20 protein-coding genes are annotated in these 18,209 nt (G+C 70.0%); 19 read left to right on the top strand and 1 reads right to left on the bottom strand.

All coding sequences use genetic code 11. The features are described 5' to 3' along the window. The first annotated feature begins 11 nt into the window (after positions 1 to 11). A complete protein-coding gene (ftsH, locus tag OIC96_RS13655; RefSeq protein ID WP_330307570.1) occupies positions 12 to 1,937 on the top strand; it encodes an ATP-dependent zinc metalloprotease FtsH in 1,926 nt (641 codons plus the stop codon). 224 nt (positions 1,938 to 2,161) lie between these two features. Here ftsH and OIC96_RS13650 read toward each other — a convergent pair whose 3' ends face one another. Further along, on the bottom strand, positions 2,162 to 3,019 hold the full coding sequence (locus OIC96_RS13650) for an SAM-dependent methyltransferase (RefSeq protein WP_330307571.1): 858 nt from the start codon (positions 3,017 to 3,019) through the stop codon (positions 2,162 to 2,164). A gap of 199 nt (positions 3,020 to 3,218) precedes the next feature. Here OIC96_RS13650 and proS point away from each other — a divergent pair, with 199 nt between their 5' ends. The 18 genes from proS to OIC96_RS13560 all read left to right on the top strand — a co-directional run bounded on the left by proS (position 3,219) and on the right by OIC96_RS13560 (position 18,020). Continuing rightward, the gene (proS, locus tag OIC96_RS13645; RefSeq protein ID WP_330307572.1) at positions 3,219 to 4,634 is read left to right on the top strand and encodes a proline--tRNA ligase; all 1,416 of its coding nucleotides are present in this window, start codon (positions 3,219 to 3,221) and stop codon (positions 4,632 to 4,634) included. Between the two features lie 250 nt (positions 4,635 to 4,884). Then, positions 4,885 to 5,481: a hypothetical protein gene (locus tag OIC96_RS13640; protein WP_327432027.1), complete on the top strand. Its 597-nt coding sequence runs from the start codon at positions 4,885 to 4,887 to the stop codon at positions 5,479 to 5,481. 285 nt (positions 5,482 to 5,766) lie between these two features. After that, a complete protein-coding gene (gene rpsP / locus OIC96_RS13635) occupies positions 5,767 to 6,186 on the top strand; it encodes a 30S ribosomal protein S16 (protein ID WP_330307573.1) in 420 nt (139 codons plus the stop codon). 2 nt (positions 6,187 to 6,188) lie between these two features. Further along, positions 6,189 to 6,428 (top strand): RNA-binding protein, encoded by a 240-nt coding sequence (locus OIC96_RS13630; protein ID WP_005479813.1) that lies wholly within the window; start codon positions 6,189 to 6,191, stop codon positions 6,426 to 6,428. A gap of 148 nt (positions 6,429 to 6,576) precedes the next feature. Next, positions 6,577 to 7,125 (top strand): ribosome maturation factor RimM, encoded by a 549-nt coding sequence (gene rimM / locus OIC96_RS13625; RefSeq protein WP_330307574.1) that lies wholly within the window; start codon positions 6,577 to 6,579, stop codon positions 7,123 to 7,125. Further along, positions 7,125 to 7,958, top strand: a complete 834-nt coding sequence (trmD, locus tag OIC96_RS13620) for a tRNA (guanosine(37)-N1)-methyltransferase TrmD (RefSeq protein WP_330307575.1) — start codon at positions 7,125 to 7,127, stop codon at positions 7,956 to 7,958. Before rimM ends, trmD begins: the two co-directional genes overlap by 1 nt. Before the next feature lie 132 nt (positions 7,959 to 8,090). After that, positions 8,091 to 8,441 (top strand): 50S ribosomal protein L19, encoded by a 351-nt coding sequence (gene rplS, locus OIC96_RS13615; protein ID WP_054235359.1) that lies wholly within the window; start codon positions 8,091 to 8,093, stop codon positions 8,439 to 8,441. A gap of 45 nt (positions 8,442 to 8,486) precedes the next feature. After that, positions 8,487 to 9,203 carry a signal peptidase I gene (gene lepB / locus OIC96_RS13610; protein WP_330307576.1) on the top strand — a complete coding sequence of 239 codons (717 nt, stop codon included), beginning with the start codon at positions 8,487 to 8,489 and terminating at the stop codon, positions 9,201 to 9,203. Then, entirely contained in the window at positions 9,196 to 10,287 is a 1,092-nt protein-coding gene (gene lepB / locus OIC96_RS13605) for a signal peptidase I (protein WP_330307577.1), read from the top strand. Before lepB (OIC96_RS13610) ends, lepB (OIC96_RS13605) begins: the two co-directional genes overlap by 8 nt. Beyond that, positions 10,172 to 11,101 (top strand): signal peptidase I, encoded by a 930-nt coding sequence (lepB, locus tag OIC96_RS13600; protein ID WP_330307578.1) that lies wholly within the window; start codon positions 10,172 to 10,174, stop codon positions 11,099 to 11,101. Before lepB (OIC96_RS13605) ends, lepB (OIC96_RS13600) begins: the two co-directional genes overlap by 116 nt. 193 nt (positions 11,102 to 11,294) lie before the next feature. Continuing rightward, a complete protein-coding gene (gene lepB / locus OIC96_RS13595) occupies positions 11,295 to 12,071 on the top strand; it encodes a signal peptidase I (protein WP_330307579.1) in 777 nt (258 codons plus the stop codon). Next, complete coding sequence (locus OIC96_RS13590; RefSeq protein WP_330307580.1) at positions 12,061 to 12,582, top strand: NUDIX hydrolase; 522 nt, start codon at positions 12,061 to 12,063, stop codon at positions 12,580 to 12,582. Before lepB (OIC96_RS13595) ends, OIC96_RS13590 begins: the two co-directional genes overlap by 11 nt. Positions 12,583 to 12,637: 55 nt before the next feature. Next, positions 12,638 to 12,946 carry a DUF2469 domain-containing protein gene (locus OIC96_RS13585; protein WP_003965949.1) on the top strand — a complete coding sequence of 103 codons (309 nt, stop codon included), beginning with the start codon at positions 12,638 to 12,640 and terminating at the stop codon, positions 12,944 to 12,946. A 117-nt stretch (positions 12,947 to 13,063) separates the two neighbouring features. Further along, entirely contained in the window at positions 13,064 to 13,435 is a 372-nt protein-coding gene (locus OIC96_RS13580) for a YraN family protein (RefSeq protein WP_327432036.1), read from the top strand. Beyond that, entirely contained in the window at positions 13,435 to 15,060 is a 1,626-nt protein-coding gene (locus tag OIC96_RS13575) for a YifB family Mg chelatase-like AAA ATPase (protein ID WP_330307581.1), read from the top strand. Before OIC96_RS13580 ends, OIC96_RS13575 begins: the two co-directional genes overlap by 1 nt. Continuing rightward, on the top strand, positions 15,057 to 16,205 hold the full coding sequence (gene dprA, locus OIC96_RS13570; protein ID WP_330307582.1) for a DNA-processing protein DprA: 1,149 nt from the start codon (positions 15,057 to 15,059) through the stop codon (positions 16,203 to 16,205). Before OIC96_RS13575 ends, dprA begins: the two co-directional genes overlap by 4 nt. A 272-nt stretch (positions 16,206 to 16,477) precedes the next feature. Continuing rightward, positions 16,478 to 17,320: an RNA polymerase sigma factor WhiG gene (whiG, locus tag OIC96_RS13565; RefSeq protein WP_330307583.1), complete on the top strand. Its 843-nt coding sequence runs from the start codon at positions 16,478 to 16,480 to the stop codon at positions 17,318 to 17,320. A 142-nt stretch (positions 17,321 to 17,462) separates the two neighbouring features. Continuing rightward, the gene (locus tag OIC96_RS13560; protein ID WP_330310301.1) at positions 17,463 to 18,020 is read left to right on the top strand and encodes a TetR/AcrR family transcriptional regulator; all 558 of its coding nucleotides are present in this window, start codon (positions 17,463 to 17,465) and stop codon (positions 18,018 to 18,020) included. Positions 18,021 to 18,209: the final 189 nt, after the last annotated feature.

The raw sequence follows: 18,209 nt of genomic DNA, 5'->3' as shown, positions 1-18,209 counted from the left end.
AACGTCCGAATATGAGCAACCCTGCGCCGCCACGCAAGGACCCGGACCAGCCGTGGCGTACCGAGGGCACTCCGCCCGAGCCGACATCGCCGCCTTCCGGCAGGCGGAGGATGCCCGGCGGCTGGTGGAGCCTGGCCGTCGCCGCCCTGATCGTGTTCCTCGTCGCGAACCTGGTGCTGTCCTTCTTCAACGAGGGCAACGAGCCGACGATCTCGTACACGGAGTTCAGCAAGCAGGTCGACGACGGCAACGTCACCAAGATCTACTCCAAGGGTGACGCCATCCAGGGCCAGCTCAAGAGCGCCCAGGAGAACCCGGGAGGCGACGGGAAGTACACCAAGTTCAAGACCCAGCGTCCGTCCTTCGCGGACGACAAGCTGTGGGAGAACCTGGACAAGCACAACGTCACGGTGACTGCCTCACCTGTGGTCCAACAGCGCAGCACCCTCTACAACGTGCTGCTCTCGCTCGCCCCGATGCTTCTGCTGGTCGTCCTGTGGGTCTTCATCGCCCGGCGGATGCGTACGGGGCTCGGCGGCGCGGGCGGCATGCTCGGCCGCAAGGCGCCGCCGAAACCGGTCGAACTGGTGCCGGGCGGCAAGCGCACGACCTTCGCGGACGTGGCCGGGATCGACGAGGTCGCGGGCGAACTGAACGACGTCGTGGACTTCCTCAAGAACCCGGACGCCTACCGCAGGATGGGTGCGAAGATGCCGCGCGGCGTGCTCCTGTCGGGCCCGCCCGGCACGGGAAAGACGCTGCTCGCGCGGGCGGTCGCGGGCGAGGCGGGCGTGCCGTTCTTCTCGGCCTCCGCCTCCGAGTTCATCGAGATGATCGTGGGCGTCGGCGCGTCCCGGGTCCGCGAGCTCTTCGCCGAGGCCCGCAAGGTGGCCCCCTCCATCATCTTCATCGACGAGATCGACACGATCGGGCGGGCCAGGGGCGGCGGCGCCGGCATGGGCGGCCACGACGAGCGCGAGCAGACGCTGAACCAGATCCTGACCGAGATGGACGGCTTCTCGGGCTCGGAGGGCGTGATCGTCATCGCGGCGACCAACCGGGCCGACGTCCTGGACCCCGCGCTCACCCGCCCCGGCCGCTTCGACCGCGTCGTCAGCGTCTCGCCGCCCGACCGAGGCGGCCGCGAGGCGATCCTGGAGATCCACACCCGCGAAATCCCGCTGTCCTCCGAAGTGAACCTCGCGCAGGTGGCCCGTACGACTCCCGGCATGACCGGTGCGGAACTCGCCAACCTCGCCAACGAGGCCGCCCTCCTCGCCGTCAAGCGCAAGCAGCACCAGGTGACGCAGACGGACCTCTCCGAGGCGCTGGAAAAGGTGCAGCTGGGAGCCGAACGCTCCCTGGTCATGCCCGAGGACGAACGCCGCCGCACGGCCTACCACGAGAGCGGTCACGCCCTCCTCGGCATGCTGCAGCCGGGCGCCGACCCGGTCCGCAAGATCACCATCGTGCCGCGCGGGCGTGCCCTCGGCGTCACGCTCTCCACTCCGGACGCGGACCGGTACGCGTACACGGAGGAGTACCTTCGCGGGCGCATCATCGGCGCCCTGGGAGGCATGGCCGCCGAGCACGTCGTCTACGCGGTCGTCACGACCGGCTCCGAGAACGACCTCGAACAGGTCACCAACATCGTGCGCGGCATGGTCGCCCGCTGGGGCATGAGCGAACGCGTCGGCCGGCTTTCGGCTCTGCCCAGCGATGCGCAGCAGGCCTACGGGCTTTCCGCCGCCCCGGCGACGCTCGACTCGATCGACCACGAGATGCGGCGCATCGTCGACGAGTGCTACGAGGAGGCCTGCGAGAAGCTCCGCGATCACCGGGGGCAGCTGGACGCGCTGGCGGAGGCGCTCCTGGCGAACGAGACGCTGGACGAAGCGGACGCGTACCGGATCGCGGGCGTCAAACGGTCGGTGTAGAGAGGTTCCTCGCCCCCGCCGCCCCTACCCGTCCCATCCCCAGGGGCGCTGCCCCTTCAACCCCGTTCGGTTGTGTGTCGGCTGCGGGCCGGTGGGGGCCGTTCGCGCAGTTCCCCGCGCCCCTGAAAGGGGCGCGGGGAACTGCGCAATCTTTTAGGGGGGTCTGGGGGCGCAGCCCCCAGGGATGGGACGGGTAGGGGCGGCGGGGGCGAACTACCCGTGGCTCAGCGGGTGCGGGCGATCAGGTACCGGAAGATGTTGGGCATCCACACGGTGCCGTCGCGGCGCAGATGAGGGTGAAGGGCTTCCCGGAGTTCCTTGTCGACCTGGGCCTCGTCCGTGGCGTCGACCGCCGGGTCGAAGAAGCCCGTCGACAACAAGCCTCGCACCGCACTGTCGACATCGGCGTACCCGAACGGACAAGCGACCCGCCCCGACCCGTCAGGGCGCAGCCCTGCCCGGTGGGCGACCTCCTCCAGGTCGTCACGGCGGGCGGCCCGCCAACTCCCCGCCCCCCGCAGCGGATCCGCCAACTTGGTGGCGACCCGCAACACGGCGGACGTGGCGCAACGTTCGGGCGGCCCCCACCCGACCAGCACGACAGACGCGCCCCGCTCGGCCAGCGGCGCAGCCGCGTCAAGGAGTTCCGCCAGCCGGTCCGAGTCCCGGGCCACACAGCCGATCGGCTCGAACGCGGTCATCAGGTTGTACGCCGGCGCCCCCACGACGGCCGCATCTGCGGGGGACCCGTCCACGAGCCGGGTGTCCGCACGCGCACGCCTGCCCCATGCGGCCGGCAGCAACCGTTCCCGCGCGAGGGCCAGCCGCTCGGGCGCGGAGCAGTCGACACCAGTGACCGCCGCGCCACGTGCGGCCGCCATCAGGAGGGCGAGCCCCGACCCGCAGCCGAGGCCGAGCAGCCGCGTCCCGCCGCCCACTTCGAGTCGCTCGTAGACGGCCTCGTAGAGCGGTACCAGCATCCGCTCCTGGATCTCGGCCCAGTCACGCGCGCGTGCAGACTGATCCACCCGGGGCGCCGCCCCCGAGTGAGGTAGCTGCTGCCGCACGAGCGTAGGTGTCATCGAAAGCGCCCCAATCCGCCGAGAGTTGCCGCTGTGCCCCGTTTCCCTGGCCCCCGTGCAGTGCGTGCGCACTCCCCCCGTATGTCAGGTAACTCCGCGCTCGACGTGGCGTCCAGGGGTTGCGGCGCCCTGCTTGTGCGCTCCCTGTGCGCGCCGCGAGAATTCACATTCCGGCAACGTGGGCCCGTACGATCGCCGCATGGCAAAGGCACCTGTTCTCACGCCCCAGGCTGACGATTTCCCGCGCTGGTACCAGGACCTGATCAACAAGGCCGAGCTGGCCGACAACGGGCCGGTGCGCGGCACCATGGTCATCAGGCCGTACGGGTACGGGCTGTGGGAGCGGATGCAGCAGGAGATGGACGCCCGCATCAAGGAGGCAGGCGCCCAGAACGCGTACTTCCCGCTCTTCATCCCGCAGTCGTATCTGGCGAAGGAGGCCGAGCACATCGAGGGCTTCGCCCCCGAGCTCGCGGTCGTCACGCACGGCGGCGGCAAGGAGCTGGAGGAGCCGGTCGTCGTCCGCCCCACCTCCGAGATGATCATCAACGCCTCCTTCTCCAAGTGGGTGCAGAGCTACCGCGATCTGCCGCTGCTGATCAACCAGTGGGCGAACGTGGTCCGTTGGGAGATGCGCCCGCGCGTGTTCCTCCGTACGACTGAATTCCTCTGGCAGGAGGGTCACACCGCCCACGCCACGTACGAGGACGCCCGGGACTACGCCGCGTACATCCACAAGGAGGTGTACGAGGACTTCATGGTGAATGTCCTCGGCATCGACGTGGTGCTCGGCCGCAAGACCCCGAGCGAGCGGTTCGCCGGCGCCATCAACACCCTCACGCTCGAAGGCATGATGGGTGACGGCAAGGCCCTCCAGATGGGCACCAGCCATGAGCTCGGGCAGAACTTCGCCAAGGCCTTCCACACCCAGTACCTGTCCAAGGACGGCAAGCAGGAGCTCGTCTGGCAGACCTCCTGGGGGACGTCGACCCGCATGGTGGGTGGCCTGATCATGTCGCACGGCGATGACAATGGGTTGCGGGTGCCACCCCGGCTCGCCCCCGTACAGGCCGTGGTCCTCGCGATCAAGGGCGACGATGCGGTTCTGGCCAAGGTCCGCGAAATCGGCGATCAACTGAAGGCGGCGGGTGTACGGGTCCAGGTGGACGACCGTACGGACACCCCCTTCGGGCGCCGCGCCGTCGACTGGGAGCTCAAGGGCGTACCCGTACGCATCGAGGTCGGCCCCCGTGACCTGGAGAACGGCACCGCGATGCTCGCCCGCCGCATCCCCGGGGGCAAGGAGCCCGTCGCCATCGACGCTCTGGCCGGACTGCTTCCCACTGTCCTCGAAGAGGACCAGGCGCTGCTTCTGAAGCAGTCGCGCGAGCGCCGCGAGTCCCGTACGTCGGACGTGTCGACGATCGAGGAGGCCGTCGAGGCGGCCACCGCCGGCGGCTGGGCGCGCCTTCCCTGGGCCGACCTCGGCGAAGAGGGCGAGGCCAAGCTGGCCGAGCACTCCGTGACCGTACGGTGTCTGGTCGCCGAGGACGGGTCGGTACCCGACGCCGACGACGCACCCGGTAACGTCGCCGTCGTCGCGCGCGCTTACTGAGTAGCCCTCAGGGCGGCCGAAACGCCTCTTGCGCATCTGATGACCACAGGTGCCCCGGCGCGCGGACATCGTCTACGCGCCGGGGCGTACGTGTCCCTACGTACCGCCTTGGTATGAGCTGTGAGGCTTCTCCGCAGATCAGCGCACCCGCCCTCGTCAGGACGCATCAGCGGCAACTGACGGGTACGTGCAAATTATTTGGGATGCCCCGGAATAGGAACACAGAGGCACCCCGGCTCGTTGTCATTACGTGAGCACGACACCACCTGTTCTCGCCGCAGAGCTGGCAGGGGCGTGGGCCGACATTCAGCGGCACCACCCCGAACTGCCCGATCTTGCCGCGCCAGAGTCCCTGATCGGAGAGTCGTCGTCCGCCTGCGGGCACGAACTCTCTTTCGAGCGACTGCTTCATGAGGCAGTCCACGGCATCGCCGCCGCCCGCGGAGTCCGCGACACCTCGCGCGCCGGCCGCTATCACAACCGCAGATTCCTCGCGATCGCCGAGGAGCTGGGCCTCGACCACCCCGAGGAGCCGCATCCCAGCAGTGGCTTCTCCCTGGTCACGCTCAACCCCGAGGCGAAGCGGCGCTATCGGCCGACCATCGAGCGGCTGCAGCGCGCGTTGAAGGCCCACTCGGCCGCCACCGCCGCCGACACCGCCCGCTCCTTCCGCGGCCCGGCCGCGCGCCACGGCTCCTCCGGAGGAGGCGTCCGCGTCAAGGCCGTCTGCGACTGCGGGCGCAATGTCCGCGTCGTGCCGTCGGTCCTGGCGCAGGCGCCGATCGTGTGCGGGGGGTGCGGAAAGCCGTTCCGGATCCCGGAGGTCGTCGGCGCGGGCGCGAGCTGAGAGTACGGCTGCTCGTGGCAGCCGTACTCAGCGGCACCTTGTGAGCGCCGGGCGGCGCGACGGACGCCCGGGGGCCGGCGCCGGGTGCCCATGAGGCATGGGCAGGCGCACTCTGCCGGGTGAAGGCGACCCGCCAGGATGTGGCACAATGGCTAGCTGTACTCGACAGCCGCATAGGACCCCTCTCTCCTCCGGCTGACGCGTCCATCGGGCACTCGGGTACCGCAACCCCACGCGGCCATCTCGCCGTGCCCAACCACGTCAAGACCAGGAGACACCACTTCCGTGGCAGTCAAGATCAAGCTGAAGCGTCTGGGCAAGATCCGTTCGCCTCACTACCGCATCGTCGTCGCCGACTCCCGTACCCGCCGTGACGGCCGGGCCATCGAGGAGATCGGCCTGTACCACCCGGTACAGAACCCCTCGCGCATCGAGGTCGACTCGGACCGCGCGCAGTACTGGCTGGGTGTCGGCGCGCAGCCGACCGAGCCCGTTCTCGCGATCCTGAAGCTGACCGGCGACTGGCAGAAGTTCAAGGGCCTGCCCGCCCCGGCTCCGCTGCTCGTGGCCGCTCCGAAGGCCGCGCGCCCGCTGTTCGACGCCCTTGGTGGCGACGACGAGGGCAAGGGTGAGGCCATCACCCAGAAGAAGAAGGCTGAGAAGAAGGACGAGGCTGCCGCCGAGTCCGAGTCGACCGAGGCCTGAGCATGCTCGAGGAGGCTCTCGAGCACCTCGTGAAGGGCATCGTCGACAACCCCGACGATGTGCAGGTCGCCTCGCGTGACCTGCGCCGCGGGCGCGTTCTCGAGGTCCGGGTTCACCCCGACGACCTCGGCAAGGTGATCGGCCGCAACGGCCGCACCGCGCGCGCTCTGCGCACCGTCGTGGGCGCCATCGGCGGCCGCGGTGTCCGCGTCGACCTCGTCGACGTGGACCACGTCCGCTGACGTAACAGGCAGCACCGGCTCGGGCCGGGGAGGGCTTACGAGCCGTCCCCGGCCCGTAGTCGTCTACGAAGGCCGTAGTCGTCCACTACAAAGGCCCGTAGTCGTCCACGAAGCAACGTCGTAGGCACACGACAGGAGATCAAGCACAGTGCAGCTGGTAGTCGCTCGCGTCGGCCGCGCCCACGGCATCAAGGGCGAGGTCACCGTCGAGGTACGCACCGACGAGCCGGAACTCAGGCTCGGGCCCGGCGCCGTCCTGGCCACCGACCCCGCCTCCACCGGTCCGCTGACCATCGAGACCGGCCGGGTGCACAGCGGCCGTCTGCTGCTGCGCTTCGAAGGCGTACGCGACCGCAACGCCGCCGAGGCCCTGCGCAACACCCTGCTGATCGCCGAGGTCGACCCGGACGAGAAGCCCGAGGACCCGGACGAGTACTACGACCACCAGCTGATGGACCTGGACGTCGTCACGGTCGACGGCACCGAGGTCGGGCGGATCACCGAGATCTCGCACCTGCCCTCGCAGGACCTCTTCGTGGTCGAGCGGCCGGACGGGACCGAGGTGCTGATCCCCTTCGTGGAGGAGATCGTCACCGAGATCGACCTGGAGGAGCAGCGGGCCGTCATCGACCCGCCGCCGGGTCTGATCGACGACCGGGCCGAGATCGACTCTTCCCGGGACGAGGACGAGGCGTAATGCGGCTCGACGTCGTCACGATCTTCCCCGAGTACCTGGAACCCCTGAACGTCTCGCTGGTCGGCAAGGCACGCGCGCGTGGACAGCTGAATGTGCACGTGCATGATCTTCGGGAGTGGACGTACGACCGCCACAACACGGTCGACGACACCCCGTACGGCGGCGGCCCCGGCATGGTCATGAAGACCGACCCCTGGGGCGACGCCCTGGACTCCCTCCTGGCCGACGGCTACGAGACGGGCTCCCACGGGCCCGTCCTGGTGGTCCCCACACCCAGCGGGCGCCCCTTCACCCAGGAACTCGCCGTCGAGCTCTCCGAGCGCCCCTGGCTGGTCTTCACGCCGGCGCGCTACGAGGGCATCGACCGCCGCGTCATCGACGAGTACGCCACCCGGATGCCGGTCTACGAGGTGTCCATCGGCGACTACGTACTCGCCGGCGGTGAGGCCGCCGTACTCGTCGTCACGGAGGCCGTGGCGCGGCTGCTGCCGGGTGTCCTCGGCAACGCCGAGTCCCACAGGGACGACTCGTTCGCTCCCGGGGCCATGGCCAACCTCCTGGAGGGGCCCGTCTACACCAAGCCCCCGGCGTGGCGCGGCCGCGGGATCCCCGACGTACTGCTCAGCGGCCACCACGGGAAGATCGCCCGCTGGCGCCGCGACGAGGCCCTGCGCCGTACGGCGGCGAACCGGCCCGACCTCATCGAGCGCTGCGAGCCCTCGGCCTTCGACAAGAAGGACCGCGAGATGCTCTCGATCCTGGGCTGGGCCCCGGATCCGGAGGGGGCGCCCCATGGTCGATTTTGGCGCAGGCCAGAGGCCGTGGAAGAATAGACCGCTGTTGTACGTCGTCCGGCGCGCGCCCCTGCCACAGGGGGACACGACGCCCGCCCCGACACGACAGCACCCTCTTGGAAAACTATCTCCCGTTGATGACCTGTGGCATCAGCGAAGAAAGCAGACGAAATGTCTCACCTGCTCGACTCCGTCGACAGCGCGTCGCTGCGCAGCGACATCCCGGCCTTCCGCCCGGGTGACACCGTCAACGTCCACGTCCGCGTCATCGAGGGCAACCGCTCCCGTGTGCAGCAGTTCAAGGGCGTAGTCATCCGTCGCCAGGGCGCCGGTGTCCGCGAGACCTTCACGGTCCGCAAGGTCTCCTTCTCGGTCGGCGTCGAGCGCACCTTCCCGGTGCACACCCCGATCGTCGAGAAGATCGAGCTCGTCACCCGTGGTGACGTGCGTCGCGCGAAGCTGTACTACCTGCGTGACCTGCGCGGCAAGGCCGCGAAGATCAAGGAGAAGCGCGACAACTGAGCTCGCGCGGTCGTTCAAAGCGGGGCCGGATAACATCTGGCCCCGATGGACACCGAAGCACAGCCCGTGGAGCGCGACCGCTCCTCCCGCCCTTCCGAATCCGAGGAGATCTCGGACACAGAGGGGCAGGAGGGTCGGTCGCGTTTTGCGTTGGTCGACAGGGCCGCCGACTGGCTCCCGGGCGGGCGGATCACCCTGACCGTGCTGGTATGCCTGGTTTTTCTGCTCCTCGTCAGCAGGTTCGTGATGCAGCCGTTCCAAATTCCCAGCGGCTCCATGGAGTCGGGATTGAGGATCGGGGACCGCGTTCTCGTAAATAAGTTGGCGTACCGTTTCGATGCTGAGCCGCAGCGGGGCGATGTCGTTGTGTTCGACGGCACCGGCTATTTCGGGAACGCCGACTACATCAAGCGCGTCGTCGGTGTAGGGGGAGATCACGTGGTCTGCTGCGACAAGGAAGGGAGGCTCGAAGTGAACGGCCGGTCGGTCGACGAGTCGACGTTTCTGTATCCGGGGGACAGCCCGTCCGAGGTGCCCTTCGACGTCGTCGTGCCCGACGGCACCCTCTTCGTCCTCGGTGACCACCGCGGCGACTCCAGCGACTCCCGCGACCACCTGGGCTCGCCCGGCGGAGGCATGATCCCCGTCTCCGACGTCATCGGCAGAGCCGACTGGATCGCCTGGCCCGCCGGCCACTGGACCCGGCTGACGCGTCCCGACGTCTACGCGCGCGTGCCCGCCGCGGACGGTGTCCATGGGTAACCGTGGCAAACCGCGCGGGGTCTCCAGCAGCGCGGCCGACAACCTGCTGCCCACCGGCACCCGACGCGCCTCCGGGGGCGCGGCCCGGCCCAGCCGCGTCGAGCGGCGCAAGCTCGCCCGCAAGATCAAGCGGCGCAGGCGACGCTCGACGGTCAAGGAGATACCGCTCCTCGTCGGCGTCGCCGTACTGATAGCCCTGGTCCTCAAGACCTTCCTCGTCCAGGCCTTCGTGATCCCGTCGGGCTCGATGGAGAACACGATCCAGATCGGCGACCGCGTCCTGGTCGACAAGCTCACGCCCTGGTTCGGCTCCAAGCCGCAGCGCGGTGACGTCGTCGTCTTCAAGGACCCCGGGGGCTGGCTCACCGCCGAGGAGACCAAGAAGAAGAGCGACCCCGTCGTCGTCAAGCAGGTCAAGGAAGGGCTGACCTTCATCGGCCTGCTGCCGTCCGACAACGAGAAGGACCTCATCAAGCGGGTCGTCGGCGTCGGCGGGGACACGGTCAAGTGCTGTGACACACAGGGCCGGGTGACCGTCAACGGCACGCCGCTGACCGAGCCCTACATCTACGCCGGTGACAAGCCGTCGGCCTTCGCCTTCGAGGTGAAGGTGCCCGAGGGCCGTCTGTTCGTGCTGGGTGACCACCGGGGCAACTCCGCCGACTCCCGCTACCACCGCACCGACAAGTTCAGCGGCACCGTCTCCGAGAAGTCCGTCGTCGGCCGGGCCATGGTCATCGCCTGGCCCGTCGGTCACTGGATCCGCCTGAAGGAACCGGGCACTTACGCGACCGTCGCCGACGCGCCCGCAGGGTCGACGTCCGCTCTCGGCGCGTCGCATAGGGTGGCCTCAGCGGATCCAGATGGATTGATCCCGCTCCCGACTCCTGCGGAACTCCCGCTCGTTATGGGAGTGGTGGGCCTGCGCCGAATACGGCGCGGGCGGCGGCACGGAGTGAGGAGTGGATGTGGGGGATGTGGCGGTCGGCGCACGGTCCGGACACGATGGTCCCGAAGGGCAGCCGGAGCGGCCCGACGATGCGGCTGCCCCGGCCGTAGAGGGCGCCTCAGGCTCCGGGAGTGAGTCCGCGGACGGCAGCGCTACGACCGAGCGCACCGAGCAGGACCCGAAGAAGAAGCAGCGCTCCTTCTGGAAGGAGCTGCCGATCCTGATCGGCATCGCCCTGGTGCTCGCGCTGCTGATCAAGACCTTCCTGGTGCAGGCGTTCTCGATCCCCTCGGACTCGATGCAGAACACCCTCCAGCAGGGCGACCGTGTCCTGGTCGACAAGCTGACCCCGTGGTTCGGCTCCGAGCCGGAGCGCGGCGAGGTGGTCGTCTTCCACGACCCCGACGGCTGGCTGAGGGGCGAGCCCACGGCCAACCCGAACGCCCTGCAGACGGTGCTCAGCTGGATCGGCCTGATGCCGTCCGCCGAGGAGAAGGACCTCATCAAGCGGGTCATCGGCGTCGGCGGCGACACCATCCAGTGCAAGGGCACCGGCCCGCTGACCGTCAACGGCAAGGCGTTGAACGAGCCGTACGTGTACCCGGGGAACACCCCGTGCAGCGTTGACGAAGACGGCGGCCAGTTCAAGGTCAAGGTGCCCAAGGGCATGATCTGGGTGATGGGCGACCACCGTCAGAACTCACGGGACTCGCGCTACAACCAGACGGACAAGCACCACGGCATGGTCCCCGTGAGCGAGGTCGTCGGGCGCGCCATCGTGAAGGCCTGGCCCATCAACCGCTGGGGCACCCTCCCGGTCCCGGACACCTTCGGCCAGGACGGCCTGAGCGACCAGGCGGCGGCCGCGGTCACCTCGCCGGCGTCCGTGGCGCTCGTGGGCGCGGTACCGCTGGTGCTGGTACGCCGGAAGCGGAAGGCGTCCAAGTAGCGCGCTGAATCGTCCCCTTGGGGCCGGTCGGCTCGGATTCGTCCGGGCGGCCGGCCCCTCGGTCGTACGGGGTGTCCGCTGGTGTCGGCGGGCGCCGGTGGGCCGGGTGCGTTCCGGTGCCGGTGGCCGACGGTGTCCGTGATCCAAACCATGGGCTGACCGCACACCGTACCCCCGGGTAAGGTGCGGACCCATGGGTGGCGAGAGCACTACACGTACGGCCCCGCGCAGCGGTGGCGCGAGCAAGGGCCCGGCGGGCGGCCGGATCGGACAGAGGCTGTCCGGGCTGGCCGTCGCGCTGGGCATTGTGCTGTTCATCGGAGGGTTCGCCTGGGGGGCCGTGATCTACCGGCCCTACACCGTGCCCACCAGTTCGATGACGCCGACGATCGACGCGGGCGACCGGGTGCTGGCGCAGCGTATCGACGGCAGCGAGGTACGGCGCGGCGACGTCGTCGTCTTCCGCGACAAGACCTGGGTCACCAACGCGGCCGTGGTCAAGCGGGTGGTCGCCGTCGGCGGTGACACGGTGTCCTGCTGCACCAACGGCAAGCTGACCGTCAATGGCAAGCAGATCGACGAATCGTATCTGCCCAAGGGCAGCCTGGCCGAGATCACGAACATCCCGACCGTGAAGGTTCCCGAGGGGCGTCTGTTCCTGCTCGGTGACGAACGCCAGGGCTCGCTGGACTCCAGTGCCCACCTCACGGACGCGGCCAGCGGCACGGTGTCGCGCGGTGCGGTGAGCGCCAGGGTCGACGCCGTCGTCTGGCCCATGAACGGCATGCTCAAGCGGCCGTCCGGCTGGGAGACGCTGGGCAGCCTCTCCCAGCCCGGTCCGCTGCGCCTGATGGTCGGCGCGGTGATCGCCGGTGCGGTGCTCGTCCTGGGCGGCGCGGCGTACGGTCCCATCGCGGGCTTCGTGGGCCGGCGCGGCCGGTCCCGGACGGAGCCTGCCGGTGCCCGCTGAGGTGCCTTATGAGCAGGACGAGTACCGGGGAGGGCTGCGGAAGGTCGCCCGAGTGGTGCTGCTCGACCCCGAAGAACGCATTCTGCTGCTGCACGGGCACGAGCCGGACGATCCCGCCGACGACTGGTGGTTCACGCCGGGCGGAGGCCTGGAGGGCGACGAGACCCGGGAGCAGGCCGCGTTGCGGGAGCTCACGGAGGAGACCGGAATCACCGAGGTCGAGCTGGGCCCGGTGCTGTGGCGGCGGGTGTGTTCCTTCCCGTTCGCCGGCCGCCGTTGGGACCAGGACGAGTGGTACTACCTGGCCCGTACGACCCAGACGGCCACGGTGGCCGCGGGGCTGACGGACCTTGAACGGCGCAGTGTCGCCGGAGCGCGTTGGTGGACGTGCCAGGAACTGACCGAGGCACATGAGACGGTGTATCCGACCAGACTCGCCGAGCTGCTGCGCAGGGTGCTCGACGAGGGTCCCCCGGCCACACCCGAGATCCTCGACACGGAAATCGTCTAGGGGCTCGCGGGGCTGGCGCACAATAGGGGGACGCACGGCTGAAGGGGAACATGCCATGAGCGCCGAGGACCTCGAGAAGTACGAGACCGAGATGGAGCTGAAGCTCTATCGGGAGTACCGCGATGTCGTCGGTCTGTTCAAATATGTGATCGAGACCGAACGGCGCTTCTACCTCACCAATGACTACGAGATGCAGGTGCACTCGGTCCAGGGCGAGGTGTTTTTCGAGGTGTCCATGGCGGACGCCTGGGTGTGGGACATGTACCGGCCCGCTCGCTTCGTCAAGCAGGTACGGGTACTCACGTTCAAGGACGTGAATATCGAGGAGCTGAACAAGAGCGATCTGGAGCTGCCGGGCGGCTGATGACGTGCGGCGACCGCTCGTGTGGGTGACGGAGTTTTCCACAATCACTCGCTTGTCCACCAAGATCCAATAGCAGGTCGAAGTGGCCTCAGTGTTGGCGCCGGAGGTGGTGCCGACATGAGTACATCCAAGGCACGCAGTGCACTCGGCAAGTACGGCGAGGATCTGGCCGCGCGGCGGCTGACCGAAACCGGGATGACGGTCCTGGCGCGTAACTGGCGCAGCGGCAGGACCGGCGAGATCGACATCGTGGCCCGCGACGGCGATGCGCTGGTCGTCTGCGAGGTCAAGACCCGCAAAGCGGGCGCCTTCGAGCACCCGATGGCGGCCGTCACACCGGTCAAGGCCCAGCGGCTGCGAGGCCTGGCCGAACGCTGGGTCCAGGAACACGGCGGGGCACCACCCGGCGGCGTCCGCATCGACCTGATCGGCGTCCTCCTCCCCGACCGCGGCGCGCCCGTGGTCGAGCACGCGCGGGGGGTGGCCTGATGGGATTCGCGCGTACGTGTTCGGTGGCCCTGGTCGGCGTCGAGGGCGTGGTGGTCGAGGTCCAGGCCGACCTGGAGCCGGGCGTCGCGGCCTTCACCCTGGTCGGTCTCCCCGACAAGAGCCTGACGGAGAGCAAGGACCGGGTTCGGGCGGCGGTGGTGAACTCCGGCGCGACGTGGCCCCAGAAGAAGCTCACGGTGGGGCTGAGTCCGGCGTCGGTGCCGAAGGGCGGCAGCGGATTCGATCTTGCTGTCGCCTGCGCGGTGCTCGGTGCCTCGGAGCGGATCGATCCCAGGGTGCTCTCCGACATCGTGATGATCGGGGAGCTCGGACTCGACGGACGGGTACGGCCGGTGCGCGGCGTGCTGCCCGCGGTGCTGGCCGCGGCGGACGCGGGATACGAGCAGGTGGTGGTGCCCGAGTGCGCGGCGGCCGAGGCCTCACTGGTGCCGGGGGTCTCTGTGCTGGGGGTCCGCAGTCTGCGCCAGCTGATCGCGGTGCTCACCGACGAGCCCGTGCCCGAGGAGGACCCGGACGAGCAGGGCCGCCCGGATCCGCTGATGGCGGGCCTGCGCATGCCCGGCACGGGCGCGGCCACCGGCATGCACGGCATGGGCGCCGCGCAGCACGACCAGGGTCATGACCTCGCCGACGTCGTCGGTCAGCACTCGGCGCGGACCGCCGTGGAGGTCGCCGCGGCGGGCGGGCACCACTTGTTCCTGGAAGGGCCGCCGGGAGCGGGCAAGACGATGCTCGCCGAGCGGCTGCCGGCCATCCTGCCGCGGCTCAGCAGGGGCGAATCCCTGGAGGTCACCGCCGTCCACTCGGTCGCGGGCCTGCTGCCGCCGGGAAAACCCCTGGTGGACACCGCTCCGTACTGCGCCCCGCACCACTCGGCGACCATGCAGGCGCTCGTCGGAGGCGGCCAGGGCATCGCACGACCGGGCGCGGTGTCGCTCGCCCACCGGGGAGTGCTCTTCCTGGACGAGACACCGGAATTCAGCAGCCAAGCCCTGGACGCGCTGCGCCAGCCCCTGGAAGCAGGGCATGTGGTGATCGCGCGCAGCGCGGGTGTCGTGCGGTTTCCGGCGAGGTTCCTGATGGTCCTCGCCGCGAATCCCTGCCCGTGCGGCCGCTTCTCGCTGAGGGACGATTTCTGCGAGTGCCCGCCTTCTGTGATCCGCCGCTATCAGGCCCGGCTCTCCGGGCCGCTGCTGGACCGGGTCGACCTGAGAGTCGAAGTGGACCGGGTCACACGCTCCCAGCTGACCGAGCGCGGCGCGCGCGGCGAGACCACCGAGACGGTCGCCGCCCGGGTGTGGGCCGCCAGAGAGCGGGCCACCGCCCGTCTGACGGGCACCCCTTGGCGGACGAACAGCGAAGTGCCCGGGCGGGATCTGCGCAGCCGGTGGTACGCGTCGGCGGGCGCGATGGACGAGGCGGAGCGGAATCTGGAGCGAGGCGTCCTGACCGCCCGCGGCCTCGACCGCGTACTGCGTGTCGCCTGGACCGTCGCCGACCTCGTCGGGCACGACAGGCCGGATGCGACGGACGTCGCCCTCGCGCTGCAACTGCGCACCGGGGTCCCGCGCGGGGTGCCGATGGCGATCGGCGCGCTGTCGTGAGCCAGGATGACGAGCGGCTGCACCGGGCCCTTCTCACCCGCGTCGTCGAACCGGGGGACGAGGTCTGCGGGCGCTGGCTCCGCGAGGTCGGGGCCGCGGAGGCGGTCCGGCGGCTGGTCGGGGACGGTGAGCAACCGCGAGGGGTGACGGACAAGCGATGGGCGGGGTTACGGGCCCGGGCCGAGCGGGCCGACCCCGAGCGGGACCTCGCCAGGGCGCGGGACGCAGGGGTGCGCTTCATCTGCCCCGGTGAGCCGGAGTGGCCCGCGCAGCTCGACGATCTGGGGGACGCCCGGCCCACCGGGCTGTGGCTGCGGGGGCACCCCAGTCTGCGGATATGGGCGCTGCGGTCCGTCGCCGTCGTCGGGGCGCGGGCCTGCACCGAATACGGCGCCCACATGGCGGCCACCCTCGGCGCGGGGCTCGCGGAGCGGGGCTGGGTGGTGGTGTCGGGCGGTGCGTACGGCGTGGACGGTGCCGCGCACCGGGGCGCCCTCGGCGCGGGCGGCGCCACCGTCGCCGTGCTGGCCTGCGGCGTCGACCGGCCCTACCCGCGCGGGCACACCCAGCTGATCACCAGGATCGCGAAACAGGGGCTGGTGGTGGGGGAGTTGCCACCCGGTGACCATCCGACGGCGAGCAGATTCATCCTCAGGAACAGAGTCATCGCGGCGCTCACCCGGGGGACCGTGGTCGTCGAGGCGGCGTATCGCAGTGGCGCACTGGTCACGGCTCGGGCGGCGGAGCGGCTCGGGCGGTTCACGATGGGGGTGCCGGGCCCCGCCACGAGCGGGCTGTCGGCGGGGGTGCACGAACTGCTGCGCGGGGAGGCGGTCCTGGTCTCCGACGCGGCGGACGTCGCCGAACTGGTGGGGGACATGGGCGAGCTCGCCCCCGACCGGCGCGGGCCTGTGCTGCCGCGCGACCTGCTGGACCCGGGCGCCGGGCGGGTGCTGGCCGTCCTGCCGGCACGCGGCCTGGCCGTGGCACAGGAGATCGCCCGGGGCGCGGGCACCACCGAGGACGACGCGGTCGGGAGACTGTACGAACTCCGAGCACTTGGTTTCGTCGAACGACACGGCGACGGCTGGAAGTTGACACGCCAGGCGATGATCTCCGTCCGCGATGATCGGGGACGGCGCTGACCGAGCGTGTTCGGCCGTCCGGGCGAACGCCGACACCCTTGGGAATTCCCGCAGTTGGCGTCGCCCGGCGGTCACGCAGCGCGACCGCCATGGCGCGGGGGGACGCCGAGGGGAACGCCTCTGCGCGAGGGTGATCCCCCGTTCTTCGCGCACTGCGACTCTCCAGTCACGCTACGCTCACGAGGATTCCGGCTCAGACCGGCAATCTCGACATCAGACCGACAGGTCACCCAGGTACCCCCAGTTCACGGCAGAACGGCACAAGGCGACGAATGCCCCAGCACACCTCCGGGTCCGACCGGGCGGCGATCCCGCCAGCCGCCCGCGACGGCGGCAGCGTGCGCCCGCCCGCTCCCTCGACGCTCGACGAACTGTGGCGGTCGTACAAGGCGACGGGTGACGAGCGGCTGCGGGAGCAGTTGATCCTGCACTATTCGCCGTTGGTGAAGTACGTCGCGGGGCGGGTGAGTGTGGGTCTGCCGGCCAATGTCGAGCAGGCGGACTTCGTGTCGTCGGGGGTGTTCGGGCTGATCGACGCGATCGAGAAGTTCGACATCGAGCGGGAGATCAAGTTCGAGACGTACGCGATCACCCGGATCCGGGGCGCGATGATCGACGAACTGCGGGCGCTGGACTGGATCCCGCGCTCGGTGCGGCAGAAGGCGCGCAATGTGGAGCGGGCGTACGCGACGCTGGAGGCGCGGTTGCGACGGACCCCGTCGGAGGGCGAGGTGGCCTCCGAGATGGGCATCGGGGTGGAGGAACTCCACGCGGTGTTCAGTCAGTTGTCGCTGGCCAACGTGGTGGCTCTGGAGGAGTTGCTGCATGTCGGCGGCGAGGGCGGCGACCGGCTGAGTCTGATGGACACGCTGGAGGACACCGCGGCCGACAATCCGGTCGAGGTCGCCGAGGACCGGGAGCTGCGGAGGTTCCTGGCGCGGGCGATCAACACGCTGCCCGACCGGGAGAAGACCGTGGTCACGCTCTACTACTACGAGGGGCTCACGCTCGCGGAGATCGGCAATGTGCTGGGGGTGACCGAGAGCCGGGTGAGTCAGATCCACACCAAGTCGGTGCTCCAGCTGCGCGCCAAACTGGCGAGTTTCGGCCGCTGAGCCCGCGGTGGCGCGTCGCTGAATCGTCCCTGCCGAGCGGGTGTTCCGGCGCGGCTTCCCTCGGTCGGGTGGGTGGAGAGGCTGCCGTCCGGGGCCGTCCGTCCGTACAGTGGTTGACGTGCCAAGGATTCGAGCGGCCTCCGTGGCCGAGCACCGGTCTATGCAGCGAGCCGCCCTGCTGGACGCGGCGCGGTCCCTGTTGTCCGAGGGTGGGACGGAGGCGCTGACCTTCCCGGCTCTCGCCGAGCGCACGGGGCTCGCGCGGTCTTCCGTGTACGAGTACTTCCGGTCGCGGGCGGCTGTCGTCCAGGAGCTGTGCGAGGTCGACTTTCCCGTCTGGGCGGCGGAGGTCTCGGCGGCGATGGAGCGGGCCTCCGCTCCGGAGGACAAGGTCGAGGCCTATGTCCGGCAGCAGCTGACGCTGGTCGGGGACCGGCGGCACCGGGCCGTGGTCGCCATCTCGGCGAGCGAGCTGGACGCCGGGGCCCGGGAGAAGATCCGTGCCGCCCACGGCGGGCTCGTGGCGATGATCGTCGAGGCGCTGGGGGAGATGGGGCACGCCGAGCCGCGGCTGGCCGCGATGCTTCTCCAGGGTGTGGTGGATGCGGCTGTGCGGCGCATTGAGCTGGGGGCGGCCGAGGATCCTTCGGCGATCACCGAAGCGGCTGTTGCCATGGCTCTGCGGGGCGTTCGGGGCTGAGCCCGGGTTTGCTGGGCACCCGGCGTCGGGGCTGAGCTCGGCTTTGCGGGGCACCCGGTGTCTGGGCTGAGCTCGGTCCTGTTGGGTACCCGGTGTCCTGGTTGAGGTCGGGGTGGGTCGCGCGGCCCGGCGCTGCACGGGGTGCCGCTGTGCCCACCCGTGCCGCCCCAGCGGCACGATTGCCCACAG

Origin of the sequence: Streptomyces sp. NBC_00775 (genome assembly GCF_036347135.1) — a bacterium.
In the GTDB taxonomy this organism is placed as follows: domain Bacteria; phylum Actinomycetota; class Actinomycetes; order Streptomycetales; family Streptomycetaceae; genus Streptomyces; species Streptomyces lutosisoli.
Note: the sequence above shows the minus strand (reverse complement) of the source record. Positions and strands in the feature narration are given on the sequence as shown.